We start from the raw sequence: 22,166 nt of genomic DNA, 5'->3' as shown, positions 1-22,166 counted from the left end.
AATCAGGCCATTGCCCGCATTCCGCAACTGATCGCCGATCAGGTGGAACAGCATCTGGAACAACACCTGGAGCGGCACCTGGCGAAGCTGTGGCAGAGCACCCAGGACGAGATGGCCACCCGTCCGGAGGGGCAGGCTCGCACGGCTATCGAGGCAACCGAGCCCCCTGTCGAGAGCGCTCCACCGGCGCAGAGCGAGCGGACTGATAAGGCCCCGGAACGCGAAGGAGAGCCTGCCCCGACGACTCTGATTCCGGCTCCGGATCCCGACGATATCGAGCGACTCAGGCCCTGGGCAGCCGGCGCCGTACCGTCTCGCGACGAACCACCCTGCGGGCCGCAACCCTCACGGCTGGAAGCAGACCTCGAACGCGGCGCCGCGCTCCGTCAGCCCCTGCCGGCGCTCCAGCTCGCCCGATTGGTCCGCGCCGTGAGGCGTGAGACGAGTCAGCCACACAGCGCCTCGCGCCGCAGTCAGGCCGGTCTATTCCGGCTGGAAGCACAACCTCCCAGCCGCTAATCGCTCGCCTCCCCGGTAGCGACACCGATACCCGCGAATCGGACGATTAGCGTGGGCGGAGCCGGCTGCGCGTGTGGAAAGCGAGAATGAGACGAAAGTCTAGTCATACCAAAACGATAGAACCGCCGCATTTGGGCCTATACCCGAGTGGCGATGGCGCTCGTCGGTAAAAAAAGGATGACGACAATTTAACGCTCCCAATTTGACATCATGGGAGGAAACGGCTAGGTTTCGCCGTGAAGACAGCTGTGAAGTCTGTTGGTGTTGTGTTGGGTGCTAATTCACGCAGGGTCTGGACTAGGAATGTCCAAGTGAATCGCAGGAAAGCGGTTGGTCTTACTCGCTCTACCACTTTTACGAACGTCACACCGTCTTGCACGATGTGCGTCATAAAGATGGTGGGTCGTGTAGGATTCGAACCTACGACCAATTGGTTAAAAGCCAACTGCTCTACCGACTGAGCTAACGACCCAACGCGAGACCTATAATACTGATTTAATTCGAAATTTCAATACCTGCCAAAAACTTAGGCATAGTGGGTCGGATCAGGCACTCCTGCCGCCACGAATCCGGCTGCACGCAGCCGGCAGCTGTCGCACTTTCCGCAGGCCCGGCCCTGATCATCGGCCTGATAGCAGGAAACCGTCAGTGCGTAGTCAACCCCGTGACTGATTCCCGCCTGAATGATTTGCGCCTTGCTCAAGCTCTGCAGGGGAGCACGAATCCTGAAGCCCTGCCCCTCTACCCCAGCCTTGGTCGCCAGGTTGGCCATCCGCTCGAAGGCCGCGATGAACTCCGGTCGGCAATCCGGATAGCCCGAATAATCCACTGCGTTGACACCAATGAAGATATCCCGCGCCCCGAGCACTTCGGCCCATCCCAAGGCCAGGGAAAGGAATACGGTATTGCGTGCCGGCACATAGGTCACCGGAATACCCTCGCCCGGCGTCTCGGGTACGGCGATCGAGGTATCGGTCAGCGCCGAGCCACCGATTCCGTTGAGATTGAGGCCGATCACCTTGTGCTCCATCACTCCCAGCTGGCGGGCTACCCGCTCTGCGGCCTGCAGCTCGGCACGATGGCGCTGGCCGTAGTCGAAGCTCATGGTATGGCAGGCATACCCCTCGGCACGCGCCAAGGCCACCACGGTGGCCGAGTCCAGACCGCCGGACAACAGGATGACCGCTCTCTTCTCGCTCATTTTCATCTCCCCCAACCGGCCGGACGAAGTGGATATCGTCGATCTCTCATGCCAGACAAATCAGTGTCCGGGTTCGTCGTTCCAGAGAATCTTGTGCAACTGCAGCTGTAACCGTACCGGCAGATTGTCATCGATGATCCAATCGGCCAAAGCACGGACATCGACCTGATGATGGCTGGGCGAAAACAACACTTCTCCCGCACGCTGATCCAAACGGTACTCGATCAGCTTGGAAACCGCCCAGTCATAGTCATCCCGCGAACAGATCACGAATTTCACCTGGTCATTGCGGGTGAGGTACTCCATGTTCTCATAGCGGTTACGCCCGACCTCCGCGGAGCCGGGCGTTTTCAGGTCGATCACCTTGCTGACGCGTGGGTCAACAGCGGATACATCCAGAGCGCCGCTGGTCTCCAGCGATACCTGGTAACCGACATCGCAGAGACGGCGCAGAAGAGGAATGCAATTGGGTTGAGCCAGCGGCTCACCACCAGTGACACAGACATACCGCGGCTTGTAGCCGGCCACTCGCTCGGCGATGGCATCCAGGGTAAGGATCTCGCCACCGCTGAAGGCATAGGCGGTATCGCAGTATTGACAGCGCAGGGGACAGCCGGTCAGGCGTACGAATACCGTCGGCAAGCCGGCGGTTCGCGTTTCCCCCTGCAGCGAGTAGAAAATCTCGGTGATTCGCAGGGTTTCTTGCATATCAGCCACGGGCGTGACGGCTAAACAGGCCATCCGCCTCCGTTGCGGGAAATCGGGGCGTGGATTCTAACGAAAAAACCCGCGGCTGGCGCGGGTTTATTGCTGGGCAGAGGTTTTCGCTCTGGCTGCTCAATGCAGGTTCTGCAGATCGCGCTGAGCCAGCTGGGCTGCCGAGGTGCCCGGGTACTGGGCGATGACCTGCTGCAGGGCAGAGCGGGCCTTGTCGACATGCCCGAGGCGTCGCTCGACATCCGCCAGCTTGTACAGCGAATCCGGCACCTTGGCATGTTTCGGATAGTTCTGGCTGACCCGGGCGAACGCCTGGCCTGCCCCCTGCAAGTCGCCCTTGATCAGATTGACCTCACCCAACCAATACTGTGCATTACCGGCATACTGGCTGTTGGGATATTTGCGCAGGAAGGCGGTGAATGCCTGGCTGGCCTTGTCGAACTCCTTGGCCTTGATCAAATCGAATGCTGTGTCGTAGTACAGCTTTTCCTTAGCCGGATCGCCGGGCTCGCTACTGGCTGGGGCCGAGGCGGCTGGCGGTACCGGGGTTCCACTGGCATTGATTGCGCCAGCAGGGGAATTCTGCGTCGCCGGAGCGCTTGCCGCGCCACTGGACAGACGACTGTCGAGATCCTGATAACGTTCCAGGCTCTCTTGCTTCAGGCGGCTGATCTCGTGCTGCTGCTCCTCGACCATGCCACGCAATCTGGAGACCTCTTCCTGCAGTTGCTGCAACTGCAGGAAGAGCTCGCCTTGTGCCGAGGTCGGGGTATTCATCCCTCCCCCGGCATAGGCAGCGCCAGTGCCATATCCACCAGCCACAGGATAGGACCCGCTGCCGTTTCCGGCAGCATCGTCATCCACGGGAACCTCAGCCAAAGCCGCAAGCGGCAAGCTGAATGCCAGGAGGGAGATGGCAAGGCGGCGCATTTTCATGGCGAATTACTTGCGCAGTTCGACGCGACGGTTCTGAGCCCAGGCCTGCTCGTCATGGCCCATGGCAGCCGGGCGCTCTTCGCCGTAGGACACCAGCTCCAGCTGCGCCGGAGAAACGCCTTGCAGAACCAGGTAGCGCTGAACGGCCTTGGCACGGCGCTCGCCCAGAGCCATGTTGTATTCGCGGGTACCGCGCTCGTCGGTGTGGCCTTCCAAGACGACACGGGAGCCGTTGGAGCGCAGATCCTTGGCATGCACGTCCAGAGCACGCATGGCTTCCGGCTTCAGGTCGGAGCTGTCGTACTCGAAGTAGAAGGTGGTGATGGCGCGCAGATCCGCCTCGTCGCCGCTCATGCCGCTGTCGAGACCGCCAGTGCCGGCACCGTAGCCTGCATTCGGATCAACGCCAGCACCAGCGCCTTCGCCGGCAGCATCGCCGCCCTTGGAAGAACAGCCAACGGCAACCGCCATGGCCAGAGCCAGCGCAGCGAATTTACCGAATTTCAGCATTTCCATGATGGAACTCCTAATGAACCCCAGGTTGTGTTGTATGAAAAAAAAGGTGTCGTGCGTGGATGCCGCATCAGTTCAGGTAGGGTGACCAGGACGGCTCGCGGACTTCGCCTTGTGCGGTAGGAATCGGGATCCTAACTCGACCGTTGATCGAAGCAAGCACTAGAACCCCCCGGCCCTGCTGGCGGGTGGCGTAGATTAGCATGGTGCCATTAGGCGCGACAGTGGGCGACTCGTCCAGGCTGGTATCGGACAGGATGCGCAGGTTACCGCGCTCAAGATCCTGTGCCGCCACCTTGAAGTTGGTGTAACCATCCTGACGGTGAATCATCACCAGGGTCTTCTCGTCGGCCGACAGCTTGGGATTGGCGTTGTAGTTGCCGACATAAGTCACCCGCTCGGCGGAACCGCTGCCGATACGCTGCTTGTAGATCTGCGGCTTGCCGGCGCGATCGGAGGTGAAGTAGATGGTCTGACCGTCGGCACCCCAGAAGGCCTCAGTGTCGATGCCGAAGTGATCGGTGACGCGCTGCAGACGGCGGCTGCCCAGGTCCATGACATAGATCTCGGGGTTTCCGTCCTTGGACAGGACGAAGGCCAGGCGATTGCCGTCAGGGGAGAAAGCCGGAGCGCCGTTGAGCCCCTCGAAGTCGGTGATCTGCTCGCGATGGCCGGTATCGATGTTCTGCAGGAAGATTCGCGGACGCTTCTGCTCGAAGGACACGTAGGCGATGCGCTTACCATCGGGGGAATAGCGCGGCGACAGGATAGGCTCGCGCGATTGCAGCAGGGTCACCGCCCGTGCGCCGTCGTAGTCGGAGCGTTGCAGGGTATAGCGGGTGTTGTTGCCCATGCGCTCGGCCGTGACATACAGCAAGCGAGTGGAGAAGGCTCCCTGGATGCCGGTGAGCTTCTCGAAGGCCTGGTCGGAGATGTAGTGAGCCATATCGCGCAGCTGGTCGGTACCACCGGAGACGCTACCGGACAGCACCTGCTGCTCGGTGCTCACGTTGAACAGGGCATATTGCACCTGCAGACGACCGCCTGCCGGGACGATGCTGCCAACCAGCAGATACTGGGCACCCAGAGCAGTCCAGTCGCGATAGATGATTTCGCTGGCGTTGGTCGGCTGGCTGATCATGTTCTGCCGCGGAATGGGCTCGAAGACGCCGGAATTGCGCAGGTCGTTGCCGACGATTTCGGCCATATCCTCGGGCAGTGCGCCGCCTTGGGAACCAAACGGCACCACGGCGATCGGCGTGGCACGACTGGTCCCACTGGTGACAACCAGCGGATCAGCAGCCTGTGCGAGGCCGACCAGCAGGGTCAGGCCAAGCAGGGCGAAGCGAATGAAGATTTTCACAGATCCAAATCCTCCGGTTTGAAGATCATGCGCCGCTGCCGGTACATCCGGTCGAAGGTGGCGCGGTCTAGTTGCTGCATTTCCGGTATCCGGCCCACATTGCGCACGGCGGCGACAGCCGAGCTATCGAATGCCGAATCGCCGCTGGAACGGGTAATGCTGGCGTTGGTAATGGTGCCGTCCGGCAGCATCTGAATAGCGACCTCCACGCTCATGCCGTTACGCGCCGACGGCGGGCGCCGCCATTGCTGGCTGACCAGACTGATGATCAGATCATCCAGACTGCCGGCGACCTGATCGCCCTGGGTCTCGGCCAGCGCCTGCTGCCGTTCGGTCGTATCCGAAAGCAGCTCGGCCAGAGCTTGGGCCTTCTTGTCCTCGGCAGCCTTGCGTGCGGACTCGGCAGCGGCTTTCTTCTTCGCTGCTTCGGCTGCAGCCTGCTTCTTCGCAGCCTCTTCTGCCGCCTTCTTCTTAGCCGCCTCGGCTGCTGCCTGCTTGCGCGCCTCCTCCTCGGCCGCTTTCTTCTTGGCGTCCTCGGCGGCCTTCTTCTTGGCTGCTTCGGCCTCGGCCTGCTTCTTCGCGGCTTCTTCGGCCGCCTTCTTCTTGGCGATTTCGGCCTGCTGCTTCTGCTCGGCGGCTTTTTTCGCTTCGGCCTCGGCTTCGGCCTTGGCCTCCGCCGCCTTCTTGGCTTGCTCGGCTTTCTCGGCCTCGGCGGTCTTCTTCGCTTCGGCAGCCTTCTGCGCCTCTTCGGCGCGCTTCTCTTCAGCAGCCTTGGCGGCAGCCAGCTTTTGCTGCTCGACCTTCTTCTGCTCCATCTGCTCGACTTCGTACTGGCGGGCGGCGGTTCGCTTCGCCTCGCCGGCGATCTTCTGGTTGGTCTGCGTGGTCGCCTGGCTCTGGGATTTCAGCTGATAGAGGGTGGCCTGAACGATCGGCTTGGACGGCGGCAATTCCGGAGTGAAAGCAAAGCTGACGAACAGCAGGCCGAACAGCAGAACGTGCAGGGACACCGCCCAGACCACCGGCCAGAAGTAACTCTCCGAGGAGGAACGAGGCGTTTGCGACGACATCAGGGGGCCTCGGTAATCAGGCCGACATTGCCGACACCCGCCTGCTGCAGACCGCCCATGGCAGCCATCACCGCGCCGTAATCGACGGCCTTGTCACCGCGCACGAAGACCTGAACCTGCTTACCCTGACTACGGCTCTGATCCATGATCTTGGTGACCGCTGAAACCATCTCCTTCAACGTGAGCGCCCGATCCTGCACCTTGTCGGTGTCGACCTCAGTCCCCAGGTTCCAGTAGTAGGTCTTGTCCTTCTTGATGGAGATGGTCAGCACCTGCGCGTTGTTGTCCTGCGGCAACGCCTCGCTGGATACCTTGGGCAGATCGACCTTGACGCCCTGATTGAGCATGGGCGCGGCCACCATGAAGATCACCAGCAGCACCATCATCACGTCGATGTAGGGCACCACGTTCATCTCGGCGACCGGCTTGCGCCTGTTGCGAATTCTCGCCATCAGCTAGAGCCTCATTCGTCCGAAGTGTGCACCTTGCGATGCAGAATTGCCTGGAACTCGTCGGCGAAGGTGTAGTAACGACCGATCAGCATTTCCCCGCGGGCGGAGAAGCGGTTGTAGGCGATCACCGCCGGAATGGCGGCGAAAAGGCCGATGGCAGTGGCGATCAGCGCTTCGGCGATGCTCGGTGCGACGGTCGCGAGAGTCGCCTGCTGAACCTGGGCCAGACCGCGGAAGGAGTTCATGATCCCCCAGACGGTACCGAAGAGGCCGATATAGGGGCTGGTGGAACCTACGGTGGCGAGGAACGGCAGGCTCTGCTCGAGCTTCTCCTCCTCGCGGGAAATCGCCACGCGCATGGAGCGCGCCACGCCGTCCATCACGGCATCCGGATCGAAGCCCGGCTGCTGGCGCAGGCGCGAGAATTCCTTGAAGCCGGCACGGAAGATCTGCTCCAGTCCGGAATCCGGATCCGGATTGCTGCCGGCCTGGCGATAGAGCTTGGAGAGGTCGATGCCCGACCAGAAGCGCTCCTCGAAGCCGTCCAGAGCTTTCTTGGCGGCGCGCAGCATATTGGTGCGCTGGAAAATCATGATCCATGAGGTGACCGAGGCGCCCACCAGAATGAGCATCACCAGCTGCACCACCAGACTGGCGTTGCTGATCAGGCTCCACATGGACATATGGTCGACTGCGTTGGCTTCCACGCTTACTCTCCTGCTTCAGATAGACCCGAGACCTTGAAGGCCGTACGCAGCGCCTCAGGAATGGCTCGGGGTTTCAAACTGTCGGTACGCACACAGGCCACCAAAACCTGCCCTTCGCAGAGCAGCACACCGTCCACGGCACGCCGCACCTGCTGATGGAAACGCAGGCTGGCGCGATTCAACTCGCTCACTTCGGCACTGACCAGCAACTCGTCATCCAGCCGCGCCGGCAGCAGGTAGCGAGCCTCGCAGGAGTGAACGACGAAAAGCAGATTCTCGCGCGCCATCTGCGACTGGGAAAAACCCAGGCAGCGCAGACGCTCTGTGCGAGCCCGCTCCATGAACTTGAGGTAATTGACGTAGTAGACGATGCCGCCCGCGTCCGTGTCCTCGTAATAGACACGGCAGTGATGGACGAACGGCAGGGTTCCGTTTTGCGCGCGCATACTCTAGTGCTAGCTTTTAGGGTTGCCAATCGGCGTGGGTATAATTTTTTCTTTCACTCAATCGCTTGCGTCGTCGGCAAACAGGTCGGCGGCCACCGCTCCCCGCCCGGCAGGCAGGTTCAGGCCAAAATGCAGATAAGCGTGCCGCGTGACCACCCGACCGCGCGGCGTACGCATGATATAGCCCTGCTGGATCAGGTAGGGCTCGAGCACGTCCTCGATGGTATGCCGCTCCTCGCTGATCGCTGCAGCCAGACTGTCCACTCCTACTGGCCCGCCATCGAATTTCTCGATCATGGTCAGCAGCAAACGACGATCCTGCTGATCGAAGCCGCTGGCATCCACATCCAGCAGATTCAGCGCCCGGTCGGCGACTTGCCGACTGATCCGCCCCTCGCCGCGCACCTCGGCAAAATCCCGCACCCGACGCAGCAGGCGATTGGCGATTCGCGGTGTGCCGCGGGCGCGCCGCGCGATCTCGAAGGCGCCGTCGGCTTCGATCGGCATCCCCAGGATGCCGGCGGAGCGACTGACGATGGTCGCAAGATCGGCGGTGCCATAGAACTCGAGTCGCTGGATGATGCCGAAGCGGTCACGCAGCGGATTGGTCAACATACCGGCACGGGTGGTGGCGCCGATCAAGGTGAACGGCGGCAGGTCCAGCTTGATCGAACGGGCGGCCGGGCCTTCGCCGATCATTATGTCGAGTTGGTAATCCTCCATCGCAGGGTACAGGACTTCTTCGACAATAGGGGATAATCGATGAATTTCGTCGACGAACAGCACATCGTTCGCTTCCAGGTTAGTCAACAGCGCGGCGAGATCGCCAGGGCGCTCCAACACTGGACCGGACGTGCTCTTGATCGATACGCCCATTTCCTCGGCGATGATGTTGGCCAGGGTAGTCTTGCCGAGCCCCGGCGGCCCGAAGATGAGCGTGTGATCGAGCGCCTCGCGGCGTCGCTTGGCTGCCTGGATGAACAGTTCCATCTGCTCGCGCACCACCGGCTGGCCGATGTACTCGGCCAGCCTGAACGGACGGATGGCCCGATCCTGCTGCTCCTCGCGATCGCGACTGGTGGCGGTGATCAATCTGTCGGCTTCGATCACTTAGACCATTCCTCTCAATGCGCGACGAATCAGCTCTTCGCTGCTCAAACCATCCTCCTGCACCGCTGCCACTGCGCGGCTGGCTTCCTGCGGCTTGAAGCCGAGGGCGATCAAGGCGCTCACCGCATCGGTTTCCGCGCTTGAGACTTTCGTACCGGGAAGAGGTTCAACCGCCAGCTGAGCAATCGCCGGCACGGTCTCCCAGGCCTTGAAGCGGTCCTTCAGCTCGACCAGCAGACGTTCAGCGGTCTTCTTGCCCACCCCCGGCACCTTGGTCAACCTGGAGGCATCCTGCGCCTGTACGCAGCTTACCAGCTCGTCCACCTCCAGACTGGACATCAGCGCCAGCGCCAGCTTGGGGCCTACGCCGTTGAGCCGGATCAGCTCGCGGAACAGCTCGCGCTCGCGCCTCTCCGAAAAGCCGTAGAGCAGGTGGGCGTCTTCGCGCACCACCAGATGGGTGTGCAAGGTGACCGGCTCGCTGAGCGCGGGCAGACGGTAGAGGGTCGTCATCGGCACTTCCACTTCGTAGCCGACGCCATTCACATCCACGATCACATGCGGCGGCTGCTTTTCCGCCAGGGTACCGCGCAAACGTCCGATCAAGAACTCCACCTCATGCCGATTGAGCGGATATCAATCAGCTTCATCTTATAACCGCAAACGCCCGGAACGCCGCCGTGCACCATTCAGACCATGGGGGATCAAGCTCTGCCGATGGTGGGCATGGCAGAGCGCGATGGCCAGGGCGTCGGAGGCGTCGATCTGGGGCTTCTGCACCAGTTTGAGCAGATGCATCACCATCATCTGCACCTGCTGCTTGTCCGCTCCGCCACTGCCGACGATCGCCTGCTTGACCTGGGTCGCCGTGTACTCGGCGATCTCCAGTCCCTCCTCCGCCGCCGCCACGATCGCGGCGCCCCGCGCCTGACCGAGCTTGAGGGCGGAGTCGGCATTGCGTGCCATGAATACCTGCTCAATGCCCATGGTGACCGGGCCGTGGGTCCGGATGATCTCACGCACCCCGCGATACACAACCTGCAGCCGCTCATGCAGGGCACCGCTGCCGGTGCGGATGCAGCCGGAGGCGACGTATTCGCAGCCGCGCCCGGTGTCACGCACCACACCGAAACCGGTGATTCTGGAGCCGGGGTCGATACCGAGTATCAGAGTCATGCACATGCCCCCAAGCGCAAAGCCTCCAGCCCTGCCCTGACCACGAATGGCGGGAAGGCTGGAGGCCGAGCGAGGGGCGAGATCGCCGCCGGAATCACAGCTGAGCCATCACCTCGTCGGGGATGTCGGCGTTGTGATAGACGTTCTGCACGTCATCCAGATCCTCGAGCATGTCGATGAGCTTCATCACCTTCTGCGCGGTTTCCAGATCGGCGACCGGCGCACTGATCGACGGAATCATCGCTACCTCGGCCTCGTCGCCCTTGAAGCCGGCCACGTTCAACGCCTCGTTGACGGCATGAAAATCGGCGAAGCTGGTGAACACGTCCACCGAGCCGTCGTCGTTGCTGACGACGTCATCCGCACCAGCTTCCAGCGCCGCGTCCATCAGAGCCTCTTCGTCGACGCCCGGAGCGAAGCTGATCTGCCCCTTGCGGTCGAACATGTAGGCCACCGAACCGTCGGTGCCCAGGTTGCCGCCGCACTTGCTGAAGGCGTGACGCACTTCGGCCGCGGTGCGGTTGCGGTTGTCGGTCATGGCCTCGACGATGATGGCAACGCCGCTCGGCGCATAGCCCTCGTAGCTCAGCTCGACCATGTTGTCGGCGTCGTTGGAGCCGGCGCCACGGGCGATGGCGCGATCGATGGTATCGCGGGTCATGTTGGCGGTCAGCGCCTTGTCCACGGCCAGGCGCAGACGCGGGTTGTCAGCCGGGTTGCCGCCGCCGTGCTTGGCCGCCACGGTCAGCTCGCGGATCAGCTTGGTGAAGATCTTGCCGCGCTTGGCGTCCTGGCGTTCCTTACGGTGTTTGATGTTGGCCCATTTGGAATGACCAGCCATAACTCGCTCCGTTGTATCTCGTATGAATCTGTCGTTTAGACCCTGGATGAAGGGAGCCCGACGATCCGGGCTCCTGCCGGCCGGCTCACTCGGCCTTCGGCTGCTCGCGCAGGCGGATGTTCAGCTCGCGCAGCGCCTTGGCGTCCACCGGGCTCGGCGCCTGGGTCATGACGCAGGCGGCGCTCTGGGTTTTCGGGAAAGCGATGACCTCGCGGATCGACTGGGCGCCGGTCACCAGCATCACCAGGCGATCGAGACCGAAGGCCAGGCCTCCGTGCGGCGGTGCGCCGAACTTCAGGGCGTCGAGCAGGAAACCGAACTTCTCGTTCTGCTCGGCTTCGTCGATACCGAGAATGCGGAACACGGCCTGCTGCATTTCCTTGCTGTGGATGCGGATCGAGCCGCCGCCCAGTTCGGTGCCGTTGAGCACCATGTCGTAGGCACGCGACAGAGCAGCGCCCGGGTTGGCTTCCAACTCCTGGGGAGTGCACTTGGGCGCGGTGAACGGGTGGTGCAGCGCGCTCAGGGTGCCGTCGTCGTTCTCCTCGAACATCGGGAAGTCGACCACCCACAGCGGCGCCCACTTGCAAGTCAGCAGGTTCAGGTCGTGGCCGATGCGGATGCGCAGGGCGCCCAGCGCCTCGGAAACGATCTTGGCCCGGTCGGCGCCGAAGAACACGATATCGCCATCCTGGGCCCCGACGCGATCGAGGATGACGTTGAGATTCCCTTCCGGGATGAACTTGACGATCGGCGACTGCAGCCCCTCGAGCCCCTTGGCACGCTCGTTGACCTTGATGTAGGCCAAGCCCTTGGCGCCGTAGATGCCGACGAACTTGGTGTACTCGTCGATCTGGCTACGCGGCATGCTCGCCGCGCCCGGTACGCGCAGGGCAGCGACGCGGCCTTTCGGGTCGTTGGCAGGACCGCTGAACACCTTGAATTCGACTTCCTTCAGCTGGTCGGCAACGTCCACCAGCTCCAGAGGGATGCGCAGGTCCGGCTTATCCGAACCGTAGCGACGCATGGCCTCTTCGAACGTCATGTGCGGGAATGCGCCGAATTCCAGATCCAGTACCTCCTTGAACAGTTTGCGGATCATGCCTTCGGTCAGGCCCATGATGTCCGCTTCGTCGAGGAAGCTGGTCTCGATGTCGATCTGGGTGAACTCCGGCTGACGGTCGGCGCGCAGGTCCTCGTCGCGGAAGCACTTGGCGATCTGATAGTAGCGGTCGAAGCCGGCGACCATCAGCAGTTGCTTGAACAGCTGCGGCGACTGCGGCAGGGCGAAGAAGCTGCCGGCATGGGTGCGGCTCGGCACCAGATAGTCGCGTGCGCCTTCGGGCGTCGCGCGGGTGAGGATCGGAGTCTCTACGTCGAGGAAGCCGTTCTCGTCCAGATAGCGGCGAATGCTCGAGGTGATGCGCGAACGCAGCTTGAGCTTCTCGGCCATCTCCGGGCGGCGCAGGTCGATGAAGCGATAGCGCAGGCGGGTCTCCTCGCCGACATCGGTATATTCGTTGAGCGGGAACGGCGGGGTTTCCGCCTCGTTCAGCACCTCCAGCTCATGACCGAGCACCTCGATGGCACCGGAGGCCATGTTCGGGTTGACCGCCCCGGCCGGACGCAGGCGCACCTTGCCGGTGATCCTGACCACGTATTCGCTGCGCACGCGGTCGGCCTTGGCGAAGGTTTCCGCGCGATCCGGGTCGAACACCACCTGGGCCAGGCCCTCGCGATCGCGGATATCGAGGAAGATCACGCCGCCGTGGTCACGGCGACGGTGAACCCAACCGCAAAGGGTGACTTCCTGGCCGTCCAGGCCCTCGTTCAGTTGGCCGCAATAATGGCTGCGCATCATGGTCGTGTTTCGCTTCTCTCAAGTCTGGAATTCGTCTCGGCCGCTCATCGGCAGCCGGACAGGCACCCTGTGCCGACGTGGCATGACAAAGGGCGGGATTATATATGGTTAATCGCCCCCGCGCAGCCGCCGCACGGACGGCCGCACCTCGACCGAAAGGTATGACCGATTCGGCCCGCCCGGGCGTTCCCCTCATGGTCGGACCAGATGCCCTGCAGGAACCGCTGATTTGAGCGCATCTTCGCTTTCCGGTTAAATACCTGCCGTGCAACTGGCCGCATCCGTCCAGATCAACGCATAGGCTGAGCCCGGATATTCCAACCGGCAATAAGAAGGCGAGCGCCTCGATCAGCTCCCCATCAATTGTTGTGCGTCTTGAATGTGAGCTCACTGAATATGTTGAAAATCGTCCATCTGGTGGCGGGCGCCCTCGCCTTGCTGCTGTCCTTCGTCCCAAGCTTGGGCAGCGACAGCCTGTCCTATCTGCAGCAAGCCGACGCCATCTACCTGAGCCTGATCGGTCTGATCAATCTGTCGCTGGCCCCCTTCGCCGACAAGGGCGCCAACAAGTCGCTGCAGAGCGCGGCCTCGGCACTACTGGTACTGGGAACCGCCCTGCAGACCGTGGCCCTGCTGGCCCCGCTGCACAGTATCGGCGGCCAGCCGGCGATACTGCTCGGCCTGCTCGCGGCCGGCGCCACCGTTCTCTTGCATCTCTTCGGCAATCTTGGCCAGAGCAGGCCGCAAGCGGTGAAGAAGGTCAGGAAGACCGTAAAACCCGAGAAACCCATCGACATGAGCAACCGCGAAACCGGCACGGTGAAATGGTTCAATACCTCCAAGGGCTTCGGCTTCATCGCCCGGGATTCGGGCGAGGATATCTTCGTGCATTTTCGCGCCATTCGCGGCGAAGGGCACCGAGCCCTGGTCGAAGGCCAGCGGGTGGAGTTCACGGTGATGCAGCGGGACAAGGGTCTGCAGGCCGAAGACGTGATCGTCGCCTCCGCCGCCGAGCGTCGCTGAGCGGTCCGGCAGCCTGCCAGAGGCAGGCACCGGCTTTTCAATAATGGGGCGGAGGGGCCTCGTCCTCGGCCGGTCCCAGCTCGTCCAGCAGCTCCTGCTGGCGCTTGGCCAGGGCTTCGACCTGCAGCTGCAAGCGCTCGATCAGGCGCTGCTGGGCGACCAGCTCGTCGTTCAAGGCCTGGATGGTGTCGTCCTGGAAGGCCAGTCGGGTTTCCAGCTCGGTGATGCGCATCTCCAGGCTCATGCTCTATTCCTCGCTGAAGCGGAAGTCGTCGGTCAGAACCAGGCGCAGCTTCTCGCGGATCGCTGCGACCTGCTCAGCCGTGTAGGGTTGGGCCGGATGCTTGCCCCAGATGGGCGCCGGCCAGGCGGGGTCGCCATGACGGCGGACGATGACGTGCATGTGCAGCTGGCTGACCACGTTGCCCAGCGCCGCCACGTTCATCTTGTCGGCGCCGAAGGTGTCCTTGAGAATCTCCGCCAACTCGGTGGTTTCCTGCCAGAAGGTCCGCTGGTCCTCCACGTCGAGCTGGAACACCTCGACGATCTCCTCCCGCCGCGGCACCAGAACGAACCAGGGGTACTGGGCGTCGTTCATCAGCAGCAGCCGGCATAGCGGGAAGTCACCGACGGGCAAGGTGTCCTGTTGCAAGCGTGGGTCCAGTTCGAACATACCGACTCCTCTTCATTCGGCTCGTCAATCGAGCTTAGCAAGCCATGGGGATATTACCGTCCCCGTCCGGCAATGCATCGCGCTTCGACGGGGCGCATCCAGCATAGCCGAGAGCCTGCGGCGAAAGGTAGCGGCCCCGCTAGCGCGGCAGGCGCACGTCGACTTCGAGCCCGCCCAGCGGCGACTCGCCCAAGACGACCTCGCCGCCATGCAGCTCGACCACCCGCCGCACGATGGCCAGCCCCAGGCCGGCGCCCTGGCCGTTGCCCAGGCGGAAGAAGCGGTCGAACACCCGCTCCCGCATCGCCTCCGGAACTCCCGGCCCGCTGTCCTGAACCCGCAGCAGCAGACTGCCGGGAAGCGACTCTAGGCACAGCCTGATCCGTCCACCTTCCGGGGTGTACTGCACGGCGTTGCTGACCAGGTTCTGCACCAGGATCGCCATGCTGGGCGCATCGGCCAGCAGCTCGAAACCGCAATCGCCGGCGGTGTCCAGCGTCAGCTCCTGCTGCTTGTCCAGGGCCAGCGGGGCCAGCTCGGCCAACTCGTCGCGCAGGAACACAGCCAGGTCGAGGCGGGCCTTGCTCAGCTGCACGGCGGCGGGCCCCAGCCGGGCCAGCGCCAGCAACTGCCCCACGACCCGCGTCGCCCGTTCGACACCCGGCCCCAGCTGCCTGAGCGCCTCGGCACGGTCGGCCGGATCGGGGGCCTCCAGGGCGTTCTGCGCATGAATGCGCAGGACCGTCAGGGGCGTGCGCAATTCGTGGGCCGCCGCGGCCAGCAGCTGCTTCTCCCGCTCCAGCAGCTGGGTGACCTGCATCAGCAGGCGGTTGAGGGCCGCTGCCACCGGCTCCAGCTCCTGCGGCAGCGGCGCCAGCACCAGGGGCGCGAGATTGCTGGGATCGCGCGCCTTGATCAGACCAACCATGCGCTCCAGCGGACGCAGTCCCCAGCCGATCGCCAGCCAGACCAGCAGAGCCAGCAGCGGCAGTCCGACCAGATCGGGCAGCAGGCTGCGCTGGGCGATCTTCGCCGCCAGCTCGCCGCGCACATCCTCGCGCTCGGCCACCATGATCCAGTGCGGGTCCTCCCGGTCCTTGCGCACGAAGACGCGCCAGCTGTTCTCGCCCAGGTCCAGACGGTGATAGCCGACCAGCCAGGGCGACAGGGAAGACAGAGCCCCGGCGCGCCGGCTATGGGGGATGTTGCCATTGCTGTGCAGCTTCACCAGGAGCATCTCGAACAGCTCCGGCGGCATGCTGGCCGAGCGCAGCAGCGGCCGCCCCAGGGCATCGAGCACCTCGAAAGCCAGCTTGCTCTCGTAGGGATGCCCCGGCCCACCGGCGCCCGGCACCGAGCGCGACACCGCATCCAGCGCCGCCTGCTGGGCGGCCAGGGTCTCCGGCGACGGACTCTGGCCGACCATGCCCTCGACCAGACGTGCGGCATGGGCCAGGTAAGCGTCGAACAGCTCCTTGACCTCGTGCCGGGCATCCCGGTAGCTCGTGTAGGTGATCAGCGTCAGGGAAAAGCTCAGCACGGCGAGCACCAGCAGCAGGGTGCGCGTACGAATGGACAGCAGCATTCAGGGCTTGTCCACCATGTAGCCGACGCCGCGGACCGTGCGGATCAGCTCGGGAAAGAATTTCTTGCGCAAGTGGTGCACGTGCACTTCCAGGGCGTTGCTCTCCACCTCCTCGTCCCAGCCGTAGAGGACCTGCTGCAGCTTGTCGCGGGTCAGCACCCGCCCCGGTTGCGCGATCAGTTCGTGAAGCAGGAGGAACTCCTTGCGCGGCAGGTTGATCCCCTGCCCCTGGAAGCTGACGGCCTGGCTCTGCGGGTCTAGATGGATGCCCCGGTAGTCCAACGCCGGCTGCGGCCGGTTGAAGCTGCGCCGCAGCAGCGCGCGCATGCGCGCCTTCAGTTCGGCGACGTCGAAGGGTTTGATCAGGTAATCGTCGGCGCCGGCATCCAGCCCGGCGATGCGCTCACCGGTCGCATCGCGGGCGGTCACCACCAGCACCGGCAGCGGATTGGCCGCGGCGCGCAGTTGCTTGAGCACTTCCAGACCGCCCATCCGCGGCAGGCCGAGATCGAGCAGGCACAGATCGAAGCTCTCGCAGCTCAGGGCATGCAGGGCGCTGGCACCGTCCTGCAACCAGTCCACGGTATAGCCCTCGGGCTTGAGGGCGGTGCGGATACCCTCGCCCAGCGCCACGTCGTCTTCCACCAGCAGAATACGCATGTCCTTGCCGTACCTCTCTCACCCACTTCTATTCATCATTGACCCTTCTGCTCGTCCTGCACCTTGGCGAGCAACTCCTCGGCCTCCTTGCGCCGGCCGTCGTCGCCGACCTCGTGTCCCGGTCGCGGCTTGGCCGCCAGCACCTTCTGCAGCGCTGCGATCGATTCGTCGTAACGCCCTCTGCGGAAGAGGAAATCGCCGTAGAAGAGATTCGCGTCGATGCCCTCCGGGTCCAACGCGAGCGCCTGCTTCAGCAATTGCTCCGCCTTCTCCTTGTTGCCGAAACCGATCGGCCAGGCCGGCACCTGGAAGTACAGGTTGGCCAGATTGGCATGGGCCGCGCCGTCCAGCACCTTGGGATCGATGGCGATCGCCTGCTCCAGCAGATCGCGCGCCTGCTTCACCAGCTCGAAGGCGGGCCGCCCGCCCTTGACCCCGGCCCAGCTGCAAAGAATGATGCCGCGCCAGGCCAGCAGCTCGGCCGAGTGCGGCTCCGCCTTCGATGCCGCCTCGGCCGTACCGGCGAGACGGGCGAAGGCCGGCTCCTGCTGCGCCACGGGCAACTGGTAGCTGATCTCGGCCCAACGGGCCTCCAGAGCCTGGGGACTCTTGTCTGCGGCCCCGCCCTGGGCGAAGCCCTGCAGGGAGACGAGCAGCGCGCCGCTCAGGAACAGGCTGCGTAGAGCGGATTTCGACATCATGAGGCGTTCTCCTTCCTTGAGCGCCCGCCCGCTCGGGACATGCTGCGGACGGAGCGCTGGATGAGCGGCTGCTGCACGCACGGCGTCGGATCGACCGGAGCGGCAGCAAACCGTTGCGATGCACGAAGCCCCCTTTCCCGACCGAACGGTAAGGATTCTTCGCGCTCTTGCAGCATACGCCTCGGTTACCGTCTTGTGGACCGTCCATGGCCGGCACGTTGCCACGACAAAGTCGCCCCCTCGTCTCCACCCGCGAAACACGCCTTTTCCGGCAGCCCTCCTCTATCCGCCCACTCCGCTGCGGCTCACTTCTTCGACTCGGCGCGCGCCTTGGCGAGCAGTACCTCGACCTCCTTGCGCCGGCCGCCGTCGGCGATCTCGCGCCCCGGCCGTGATGGGGCCGCCAGGGCCTTCTCCAGCGCCGCGGCCGATTCGGCGTAACGCTTTTCCCGGAACAGGTAATCGCCATAGAAGAAGTTCGGATCGATGCCGTCCGGACTCAACGCCAGCGCCTGCTTCAGCAGCTTCTCCGCCTTCTTGCCGTCGCCGAAGGAAACGGGCCAGCCGGGCACCTGGTAGTACAGGCTACCGAGACTGGTATAGGCCGAGCCGCCCAGCGCCTTGGGATCGATGCCGATCGCCTGCTCCAGGCTATCGCGCGCCTGTTTCACCAGATCCAGCGCGCCGAGCCCGCCCTTGGCGCCGGCCCAGGTGCTGAGGACGATGCCGCGCCAGATCAGCAGCTCGGCCGAGCGCGGCTCGGCCTTCACCGCCGCCTCGGCCTCGCCGGCGAGTCGGGCGAAGGCCGCCTCCCGCTGCGCCTCGGGCAACTGGTAGTTGATTTCGGCCCAGCGCGCCTGCAGGTGCTGGAGGTTCTGGGCACCGGTTTCGCTCAGGGCGAAGCTGGGCAGACTGACGAGCAGCGCGCCGCTGAAGAACAGGCTGCGCAGTAGGGATTTTGACATCGGTTGATCTCCTTGATCGACGCTCAGGATTTGCTGCGGGCGAAGCGCTGGATGATAGGCAGCTGCTTGCGCAGCGACTGGTCGACCATGCGCGGCAGCAGGCTGTTGAGACGCACGAAGAGTTTTTCCGGCCATCCGAGATACAGCTCCTCGCGCTCGCGCTGGATCGCCTGGGCGACGGCATCGGCCACCGTCTGCGGATCGTCCATGGCGACCTTCAGCTCGTCGTTCATGGCCACCACGTTGTCGGCGTTCATGCTGGTGCGGGTCGCCCGCGGGGCGATGTAGAGCACTTTCACCTGGGTATCGGCCAGCTCGCGGCGCAGGGCCTCGGAGAAGCCGCGCATGGCGAACTTGCTGGCGCAGTAGGCGCTGAAGCCCGGGTAGCCGATCGAGCCGAAGGTCGAACCGAGGTTCACCAGCAGGGCGTGCGGCTGCAGGCGCAGCAATGGCAACAGGCGACGGGTCAGCTGCAGGTTGGCGGTGACGTTGAGCCCGATCAGGCTGGCGATGGCCTCCTCGTCATGCTCCTCGAGCATGCTGAAGCGATTGACGCCGGCGGCGTTGATCAGGGCGTTCATGCCGAAACCCCTGGCGGCCGACGCGATAGCCTGACGCCCGGACGGATCGGTGATGTCGGCCAGGACGACCTCCACCTGGTCGGGAAAGCGCTGCTCGAGGCCCTGCAGAGCGGCGCCTTGGCGTCCCACTAATAACAGGCGGGCACCGCCCTGGCAGAGCCGGGCGACCAGGGCTTGGCCGATACCGCCGCCGGCTCCGGTGATGACTGCACGACATTCAGACAACTGCATGGATTCTCTCTCCTCGCTCACGCCGACAGCATCACGCTGCGGAACATGTCGCCGTACAGGCGGTAGATGACTCGGGCGGTATGCACCACCGCTTCCTGGTCCTCGGCGGCGTCCAGACGGTTCATCAGATTCCTGAAGAACTCGATGTGCTCGATATCCAGGCTGCCGTGGGACGTCAGATAGCTGAAGGCCTCGGCGGGCAACCCGAGCGATTCGCGGATCTTCTGCGCCGCCAGGGTGGCGACGGACACGCTGGTGCCCTCCAGCACGTTGACCATGCCGAAGAAGCTCACCGGGTTGTGCCGGGCGATTCGGTCGTAGACGTAGCTCACCATCAGCTCGGTGGGCAGGTTGGGTGTGGCCCGGCGTACCGCCTCGGCATCGCCGCCGCAGGCGCGGATGTCGTTGAGGATCCACTCCTGGTGGCCGTACTCCTCCTCGATGTACTCGGCGATGGCCTCGCGCAGCCACTCCAGACGCTCCGGCAGGCGCGCGCCGCAGGCCATCAGCAGCGGCACGGTGTGCTTGACGTGGTGATAGGCCTGTCCGAGGAAGGCCAGGTAGCCGTTCAGGCTCAGCCGGCCCTGCAGCGCCACGTCGAAGATCGGAGCGGTGCGCAGGTATTCGCGCTCCTCGGCGGTTCGTTCTTGCAGACGGGTGAAGAAATCCATGGTGATCTCCGTCGAAGGTCAAAGAGGTTGGGCGGCCAGCACGCGTTCGATGGCCGCTCGGTAATGCTGGAACAGGGCTGACCGGCGCAGCCGGCCGTTGGCGGTGGCCAGGCCGTTGGCCGCGGTGAAGGGGCCTTCGGCGCGCAGCCAGTGATGGACGCGGGCATAGTCCGGCAGGCCGGCGTTGACGCGCTCCACCGCCGCCGCGATGGCCTCGTCGGTGATCTCGGCGCTGCGCGGCTGCAGCACCGCGACGTTGGTCGGGCAGGCCTCGCCGTGCAGCCAGGCCTGGGCGATGGGCAACTGCTGCACCAGCTCGGCCTCGACCCACTCGGGGTTGACGTTGCGCCCGAAGGCGGTGATGAACTGGTGCTTCTTGCGCCCGTGCAGGACCAGGAATTCGCCATCGAAATGCCCGAGATCGCCGCTGCCCAGCCATTCGCCGGCGGGCGCCGGCTCGCCCAGGTAGCCGAGCATCCGCGCGCCCCCGATCTGCACCTCGCCGTCCTCGGCCAGCCGCAGCACCAGGTGCGGCAGGGGCCGGCCGACCGTGCCGATACGCCGATGCGCCGGCGTGTTCAGGCAGACTACCGAGGCGCATTCGGACATCCCGTAGCCCTCGAACACCGGCAGCCCGAGCGCATCGGCGCGCTCCAGCAGCTGCGGCGCGACCCGCCCGCCGCCGACGGCGACGAAGCGCAGGGAATCGGTCAGCGGCGCGCCGCCTTCCAGCGCCGTCACCCAGGCCAGCAGCATCTGCGGCAGGAGGATCAGGCTGTTCGGCTGTGCCCGCTCCACCGCCGCGAGGAAGCGCGTCAGATCGAACTGGCTGGAGCCACCGATGCCGACCTGCGCCAGCGGCAGCAGCTCGACCAGCGCGCCGCCGAGCAGCAGGGCGTAGAGGCCGGCGACGTTCTCCAGCAGCACCGCCAGCGGCAGCATGCACAGGTGCCGCTCGAGCCCGCTCGGCCCGCAGGCTTCCCAGATGCTCGCGGCCACCCGCAGTTGCAGCGTGGCATCCAGGCAGACGCCTTTCGGCTGTCCGGTGGTGCCGGAGGTGTAGGTGATCTTCGCGGTTCCCGCCGGCAACGCGGCGACCTGCACCGGACGGCGCTGGCAGAGCCCCACGGTGAGCGGCCGGAAACCCAGGGGGGCGAAGGCGGCGGTATCGCCGGTGACGACCGTGTCGATGCCGGCGCTGTCCAGCACGTGCTGGCGCTGCTCGGCGGAGAAGAATCCGGGCAGCGGCACGCAGACCAGATCGGCGCGCAGGGCGGCGAGGTCCCAGAGCGCCCAGTCGCTGCCGTTGTCTAGCGCCAAGGCCAGACGCCGGACGCCCAGCTCCCGCAGGAAGGCGCTGCGCCGCTCGACTTCGGCCAGCAGTTCGGCGTAGCTGAGCCGGGTGCTCCCCTCCGCCAGTGCCGGCCGCTCGCCATGCTCCGCCAGAGCGCGCCAGAAGGACTCAACCGCAATGGGCATGGGGAACCTCCCGATGCAGCGGCTGATAGCCCAGTAGTCGGTAGACGCCCGCGGCGAGCAGGCGCTGGTGGCAGGCGGCCACGCTGGTCGCCGCCACCTGCGGCCGGGTGTCGTAGTAGCTGCCCCAGTCGACCAGCTCGGCGCCCATGCAGGCGGGATCGGCTTCTCCCAGGAAGATCAGCGGCAAACCCAGGCGCTGGAAGCTGTTGAGCAGCATCGGCGTCCCGGTGAAGGCGACCCAGTGGTAACCGAGCCCGCTGAGCAGGTCGGTCAGAGCGGCGATCAGCATGCGCGCCCCGCCGGGCCCGAAAGAGGCGAAGTTGCCCACCTCGATGATCTCCCGCCGCTCCACGACGGCGCCGATCTCGGCACCGAGGACTTCCTCGACGGGAGCGTTCAGATAGCGCTCGAGAAACAGATTCACCGTAGGGGTGGCAGCCCGCAGGCCGGCGGCCGCCTGGGCGTTCCCCTCGGCATCCTCGAAGCCCATCAGGCACGGCATGAAATGCACGATGCGGGCGCCGTAGTAGTGGGCATAACGTGCGCGGATGAACGCTTCCAGCTGGCGGCGGCGCTTCGATTCGGGGAACTGTCTGACCAGGTGCACACCCAGCGGACACTGGCGTCCGATGATCGCCAGCGCATCTTCTGACTCTTCCATCCCGTAATCACCTTGAGGGGGAAC

At 64.4% G+C, this 22,166-nt stretch carries 26 protein-coding genes and 1 tRNA gene; 2 read left to right on the top strand and 25 right to left on the bottom strand.

What is annotated here, in order from left to right; all coding sequences use genetic code 11:
- A partial coding sequence (locus tag ACFOJE_RS18120) for a hypothetical protein (protein ID WP_377816105.1) occupies window positions 1-519 on the top strand: 519 nt, incomplete at its 5' end.
- 396 nt (window positions 520-915) lie between these two features.
- On the opposite strand, the gene ACFOJE_RS18115 is transcribed toward ACFOJE_RS18120, so the two are convergent.
- The 15 genes from ACFOJE_RS18115 to aspS form a co-directional block, all read right to left on the bottom strand.
- Window positions 916-991, bottom strand: a tRNA-Lys gene (locus tag ACFOJE_RS18115).
- 54 nt (window positions 992-1,045) lie between these two features.
- A complete protein-coding gene (gene queC / locus ACFOJE_RS18110; RefSeq protein WP_377816103.1) occupies window positions 1,046-1,720 on the bottom strand; it encodes a 7-cyano-7-deazaguanine synthase QueC in 675 nt (224 codons plus the stop codon).
- 60 nt (window positions 1,721-1,780) lie between these two features.
- Window positions 1,781-2,428 carry a 7-carboxy-7-deazaguanine synthase QueE gene (gene queE, locus ACFOJE_RS18105; RefSeq protein WP_377816336.1) on the bottom strand — a complete coding sequence of 216 codons (648 nt, stop codon included), beginning with the start codon at window positions 2,426-2,428 and terminating at the stop codon, window positions 1,781-1,783.
- A 129-nt stretch (window positions 2,429-2,557) separates the two neighbouring features.
- The gene (gene ybgF / locus ACFOJE_RS18100) at window positions 2,558-3,373 is read right to left on the bottom strand and encodes a tol-pal system protein YbgF (protein ID WP_377816101.1); all 816 of its coding nucleotides are present in this window, start codon (window positions 3,371-3,373) and stop codon (window positions 2,558-2,560) included.
- 6 nt (window positions 3,374-3,379) lie between these two features.
- Window positions 3,380-3,889, bottom strand: a complete 510-nt coding sequence (gene pal / locus ACFOJE_RS18095) for a peptidoglycan-associated lipoprotein Pal (RefSeq protein WP_377816099.1) — start codon at window positions 3,887-3,889, stop codon at window positions 3,380-3,382.
- Window positions 3,890-3,956: 67 nt separating this feature from the next.
- Entirely contained in the window at window positions 3,957-5,249 is a 1,293-nt protein-coding gene (tolB, locus tag ACFOJE_RS18090) for a Tol-Pal system beta propeller repeat protein TolB (protein ID WP_377816098.1), read from the bottom strand.
- On the bottom strand, window positions 5,246-6,319 hold the full coding sequence (gene tolA / locus ACFOJE_RS18085; RefSeq protein ID WP_377816096.1) for a cell envelope integrity protein TolA: 1,074 nt from the start codon (window positions 6,317-6,319) through the stop codon (window positions 5,246-5,248). Before tolA ends, tolB begins: the two co-directional genes overlap by 4 nt.
- The gene (tolR, locus tag ACFOJE_RS18080; protein WP_377816094.1) at window positions 6,319-6,771 is read right to left on the bottom strand and encodes a protein TolR; all 453 of its coding nucleotides are present in this window, start codon (window positions 6,769-6,771) and stop codon (window positions 6,319-6,321) included. Before tolR ends, tolA begins: the two co-directional genes overlap by 1 nt.
- A gap of 11 nt (window positions 6,772-6,782) precedes the next feature.
- A complete protein-coding gene (gene tolQ, locus ACFOJE_RS18075) occupies window positions 6,783-7,478 on the bottom strand; it encodes a protein TolQ (RefSeq protein ID WP_377816092.1) in 696 nt (231 codons plus the stop codon).
- 2 nt (window positions 7,479-7,480) lie between these two features.
- Complete coding sequence (ybgC, locus tag ACFOJE_RS18070; RefSeq protein WP_377816090.1) at window positions 7,481-7,924, bottom strand: tol-pal system-associated acyl-CoA thioesterase; 444 nt, start codon at window positions 7,922-7,924, stop codon at window positions 7,481-7,483.
- A 57-nt stretch (window positions 7,925-7,981) separates the two neighbouring features.
- Window positions 7,982-9,034: a Holliday junction branch migration DNA helicase RuvB gene (gene ruvB, locus ACFOJE_RS18065; protein WP_377816088.1), complete on the bottom strand. Its 1,053-nt coding sequence runs from the start codon at window positions 9,032-9,034 to the stop codon at window positions 7,982-7,984.
- Window positions 9,035-9,640, bottom strand: coding sequence for a Holliday junction branch migration protein RuvA (ruvA, locus tag ACFOJE_RS18060; RefSeq protein WP_377816086.1), 606 nt, complete (start codon window positions 9,638-9,640; stop codon window positions 9,035-9,037).
- 45 nt (window positions 9,641-9,685) lie between these two features.
- The gene (ruvC, locus tag ACFOJE_RS18055) at window positions 9,686-10,210 is read right to left on the bottom strand and encodes a crossover junction endodeoxyribonuclease RuvC (RefSeq protein WP_377816084.1); all 525 of its coding nucleotides are present in this window, start codon (window positions 10,208-10,210) and stop codon (window positions 9,686-9,688) included.
- A 94-nt stretch (window positions 10,211-10,304) separates the two neighbouring features.
- Window positions 10,305-11,051 (bottom strand): YebC/PmpR family DNA-binding transcriptional regulator, encoded by a 747-nt coding sequence (locus ACFOJE_RS18050; RefSeq protein ID WP_377816082.1) that lies wholly within the window; start codon window positions 11,049-11,051, stop codon window positions 10,305-10,307.
- Window positions 11,052-11,136: 85 nt separating this feature from the next.
- Window positions 11,137-12,912 carry an aspartate--tRNA ligase gene (gene aspS, locus ACFOJE_RS18045; RefSeq protein WP_377816080.1) on the bottom strand — a complete coding sequence of 592 codons (1,776 nt, stop codon included), beginning with the start codon at window positions 12,910-12,912 and terminating at the stop codon, window positions 11,137-11,139.
- Between the two features lie 396 nt (window positions 12,913-13,308).
- Here aspS and ACFOJE_RS18040 point away from each other — a divergent pair, with 396 nt between their 5' ends.
- On the top strand, window positions 13,309-13,935 hold the full coding sequence (locus ACFOJE_RS18040) for a cold-shock protein (RefSeq protein ID WP_377816078.1): 627 nt from the start codon (window positions 13,309-13,311) through the stop codon (window positions 13,933-13,935).
- A gap of 37 nt (window positions 13,936-13,972) precedes the next feature.
- Here the strand turns inward: ACFOJE_RS18040 and ACFOJE_RS18035 are convergent, their stop codons facing one another.
- The 10 genes from ACFOJE_RS18035 to ACFOJE_RS17990 all read right to left on the bottom strand — a co-directional run bounded on the left by ACFOJE_RS18035 (window position 13,973) and on the right by ACFOJE_RS17990 (window position 22,142).
- Window positions 13,973-14,179 carry a SlyX family protein gene (locus ACFOJE_RS18035; protein WP_377816076.1) on the bottom strand — a complete coding sequence of 69 codons (207 nt, stop codon included), beginning with the start codon at window positions 14,177-14,179 and terminating at the stop codon, window positions 13,973-13,975.
- Between the two features lie 3 nt (window positions 14,180-14,182).
- Window positions 14,183-14,608: an HIT family protein gene (locus ACFOJE_RS18030; RefSeq protein WP_377816074.1), complete on the bottom strand. Its 426-nt coding sequence runs from the start codon at window positions 14,606-14,608 to the stop codon at window positions 14,183-14,185.
- Between the two features lie 139 nt (window positions 14,609-14,747).
- Window positions 14,748-16,193: a sensor histidine kinase gene (locus ACFOJE_RS18025; protein WP_377816072.1), complete on the bottom strand. Its 1,446-nt coding sequence runs from the start codon at window positions 16,191-16,193 to the stop codon at window positions 14,748-14,750.
- On the bottom strand, window positions 16,194-16,853 hold the full coding sequence (locus ACFOJE_RS18020) for a response regulator (RefSeq protein WP_377816070.1): 660 nt from the start codon (window positions 16,851-16,853) through the stop codon (window positions 16,194-16,196). It abuts the gene before it with no gap.
- A 35-nt stretch (window positions 16,854-16,888) separates the two neighbouring features.
- Window positions 16,889-17,554 (bottom strand): tetratricopeptide repeat protein, encoded by a 666-nt coding sequence (locus ACFOJE_RS18015; protein ID WP_377816069.1) that lies wholly within the window; start codon window positions 17,552-17,554, stop codon window positions 16,889-16,891.
- Window positions 17,555-17,859: 305 nt separating this feature from the next.
- Window positions 17,860-18,519 carry a hypothetical protein gene (locus ACFOJE_RS18010; RefSeq protein WP_377816068.1) on the bottom strand — a complete coding sequence of 220 codons (660 nt, stop codon included), beginning with the start codon at window positions 18,517-18,519 and terminating at the stop codon, window positions 17,860-17,862.
- Between the two features lie 23 nt (window positions 18,520-18,542).
- Complete coding sequence (locus tag ACFOJE_RS18005; protein ID WP_377816067.1) at window positions 18,543-19,331, bottom strand: SDR family oxidoreductase; 789 nt, start codon at window positions 19,329-19,331, stop codon at window positions 18,543-18,545.
- A gap of 17 nt (window positions 19,332-19,348) precedes the next feature.
- Entirely contained in the window at window positions 19,349-20,002 is a 654-nt protein-coding gene (locus ACFOJE_RS18000) for a TenA family transcriptional regulator (protein WP_377816066.1), read from the bottom strand.
- An 18-nt stretch (window positions 20,003-20,020) separates the two neighbouring features.
- Window positions 20,021-21,481, bottom strand: coding sequence for an AMP-binding protein (locus ACFOJE_RS17995; RefSeq protein WP_377816064.1), 1,461 nt, complete (start codon window positions 21,479-21,481; stop codon window positions 20,021-20,023).
- On the bottom strand, window positions 21,465-22,142 hold the full coding sequence (locus ACFOJE_RS17990) for a thermostable hemolysin (protein ID WP_377816063.1): 678 nt from the start codon (window positions 22,140-22,142) through the stop codon (window positions 21,465-21,467). Before ACFOJE_RS17990 ends, ACFOJE_RS17995 begins: the two co-directional genes overlap by 17 nt.
- Window positions 22,143-22,166 lie beyond the last annotated feature (24 nt).

Origin of the sequence: Azotobacter bryophylli (assembly GCF_042643485.1) — a bacterium.
Lineage (GTDB): Bacteria > Pseudomonadota > Gammaproteobacteria > Pseudomonadales > Pseudomonadaceae > Azotobacter > Azotobacter bryophylli.
This window is presented reverse-complemented; position numbering and strand designations above follow the sequence as displayed.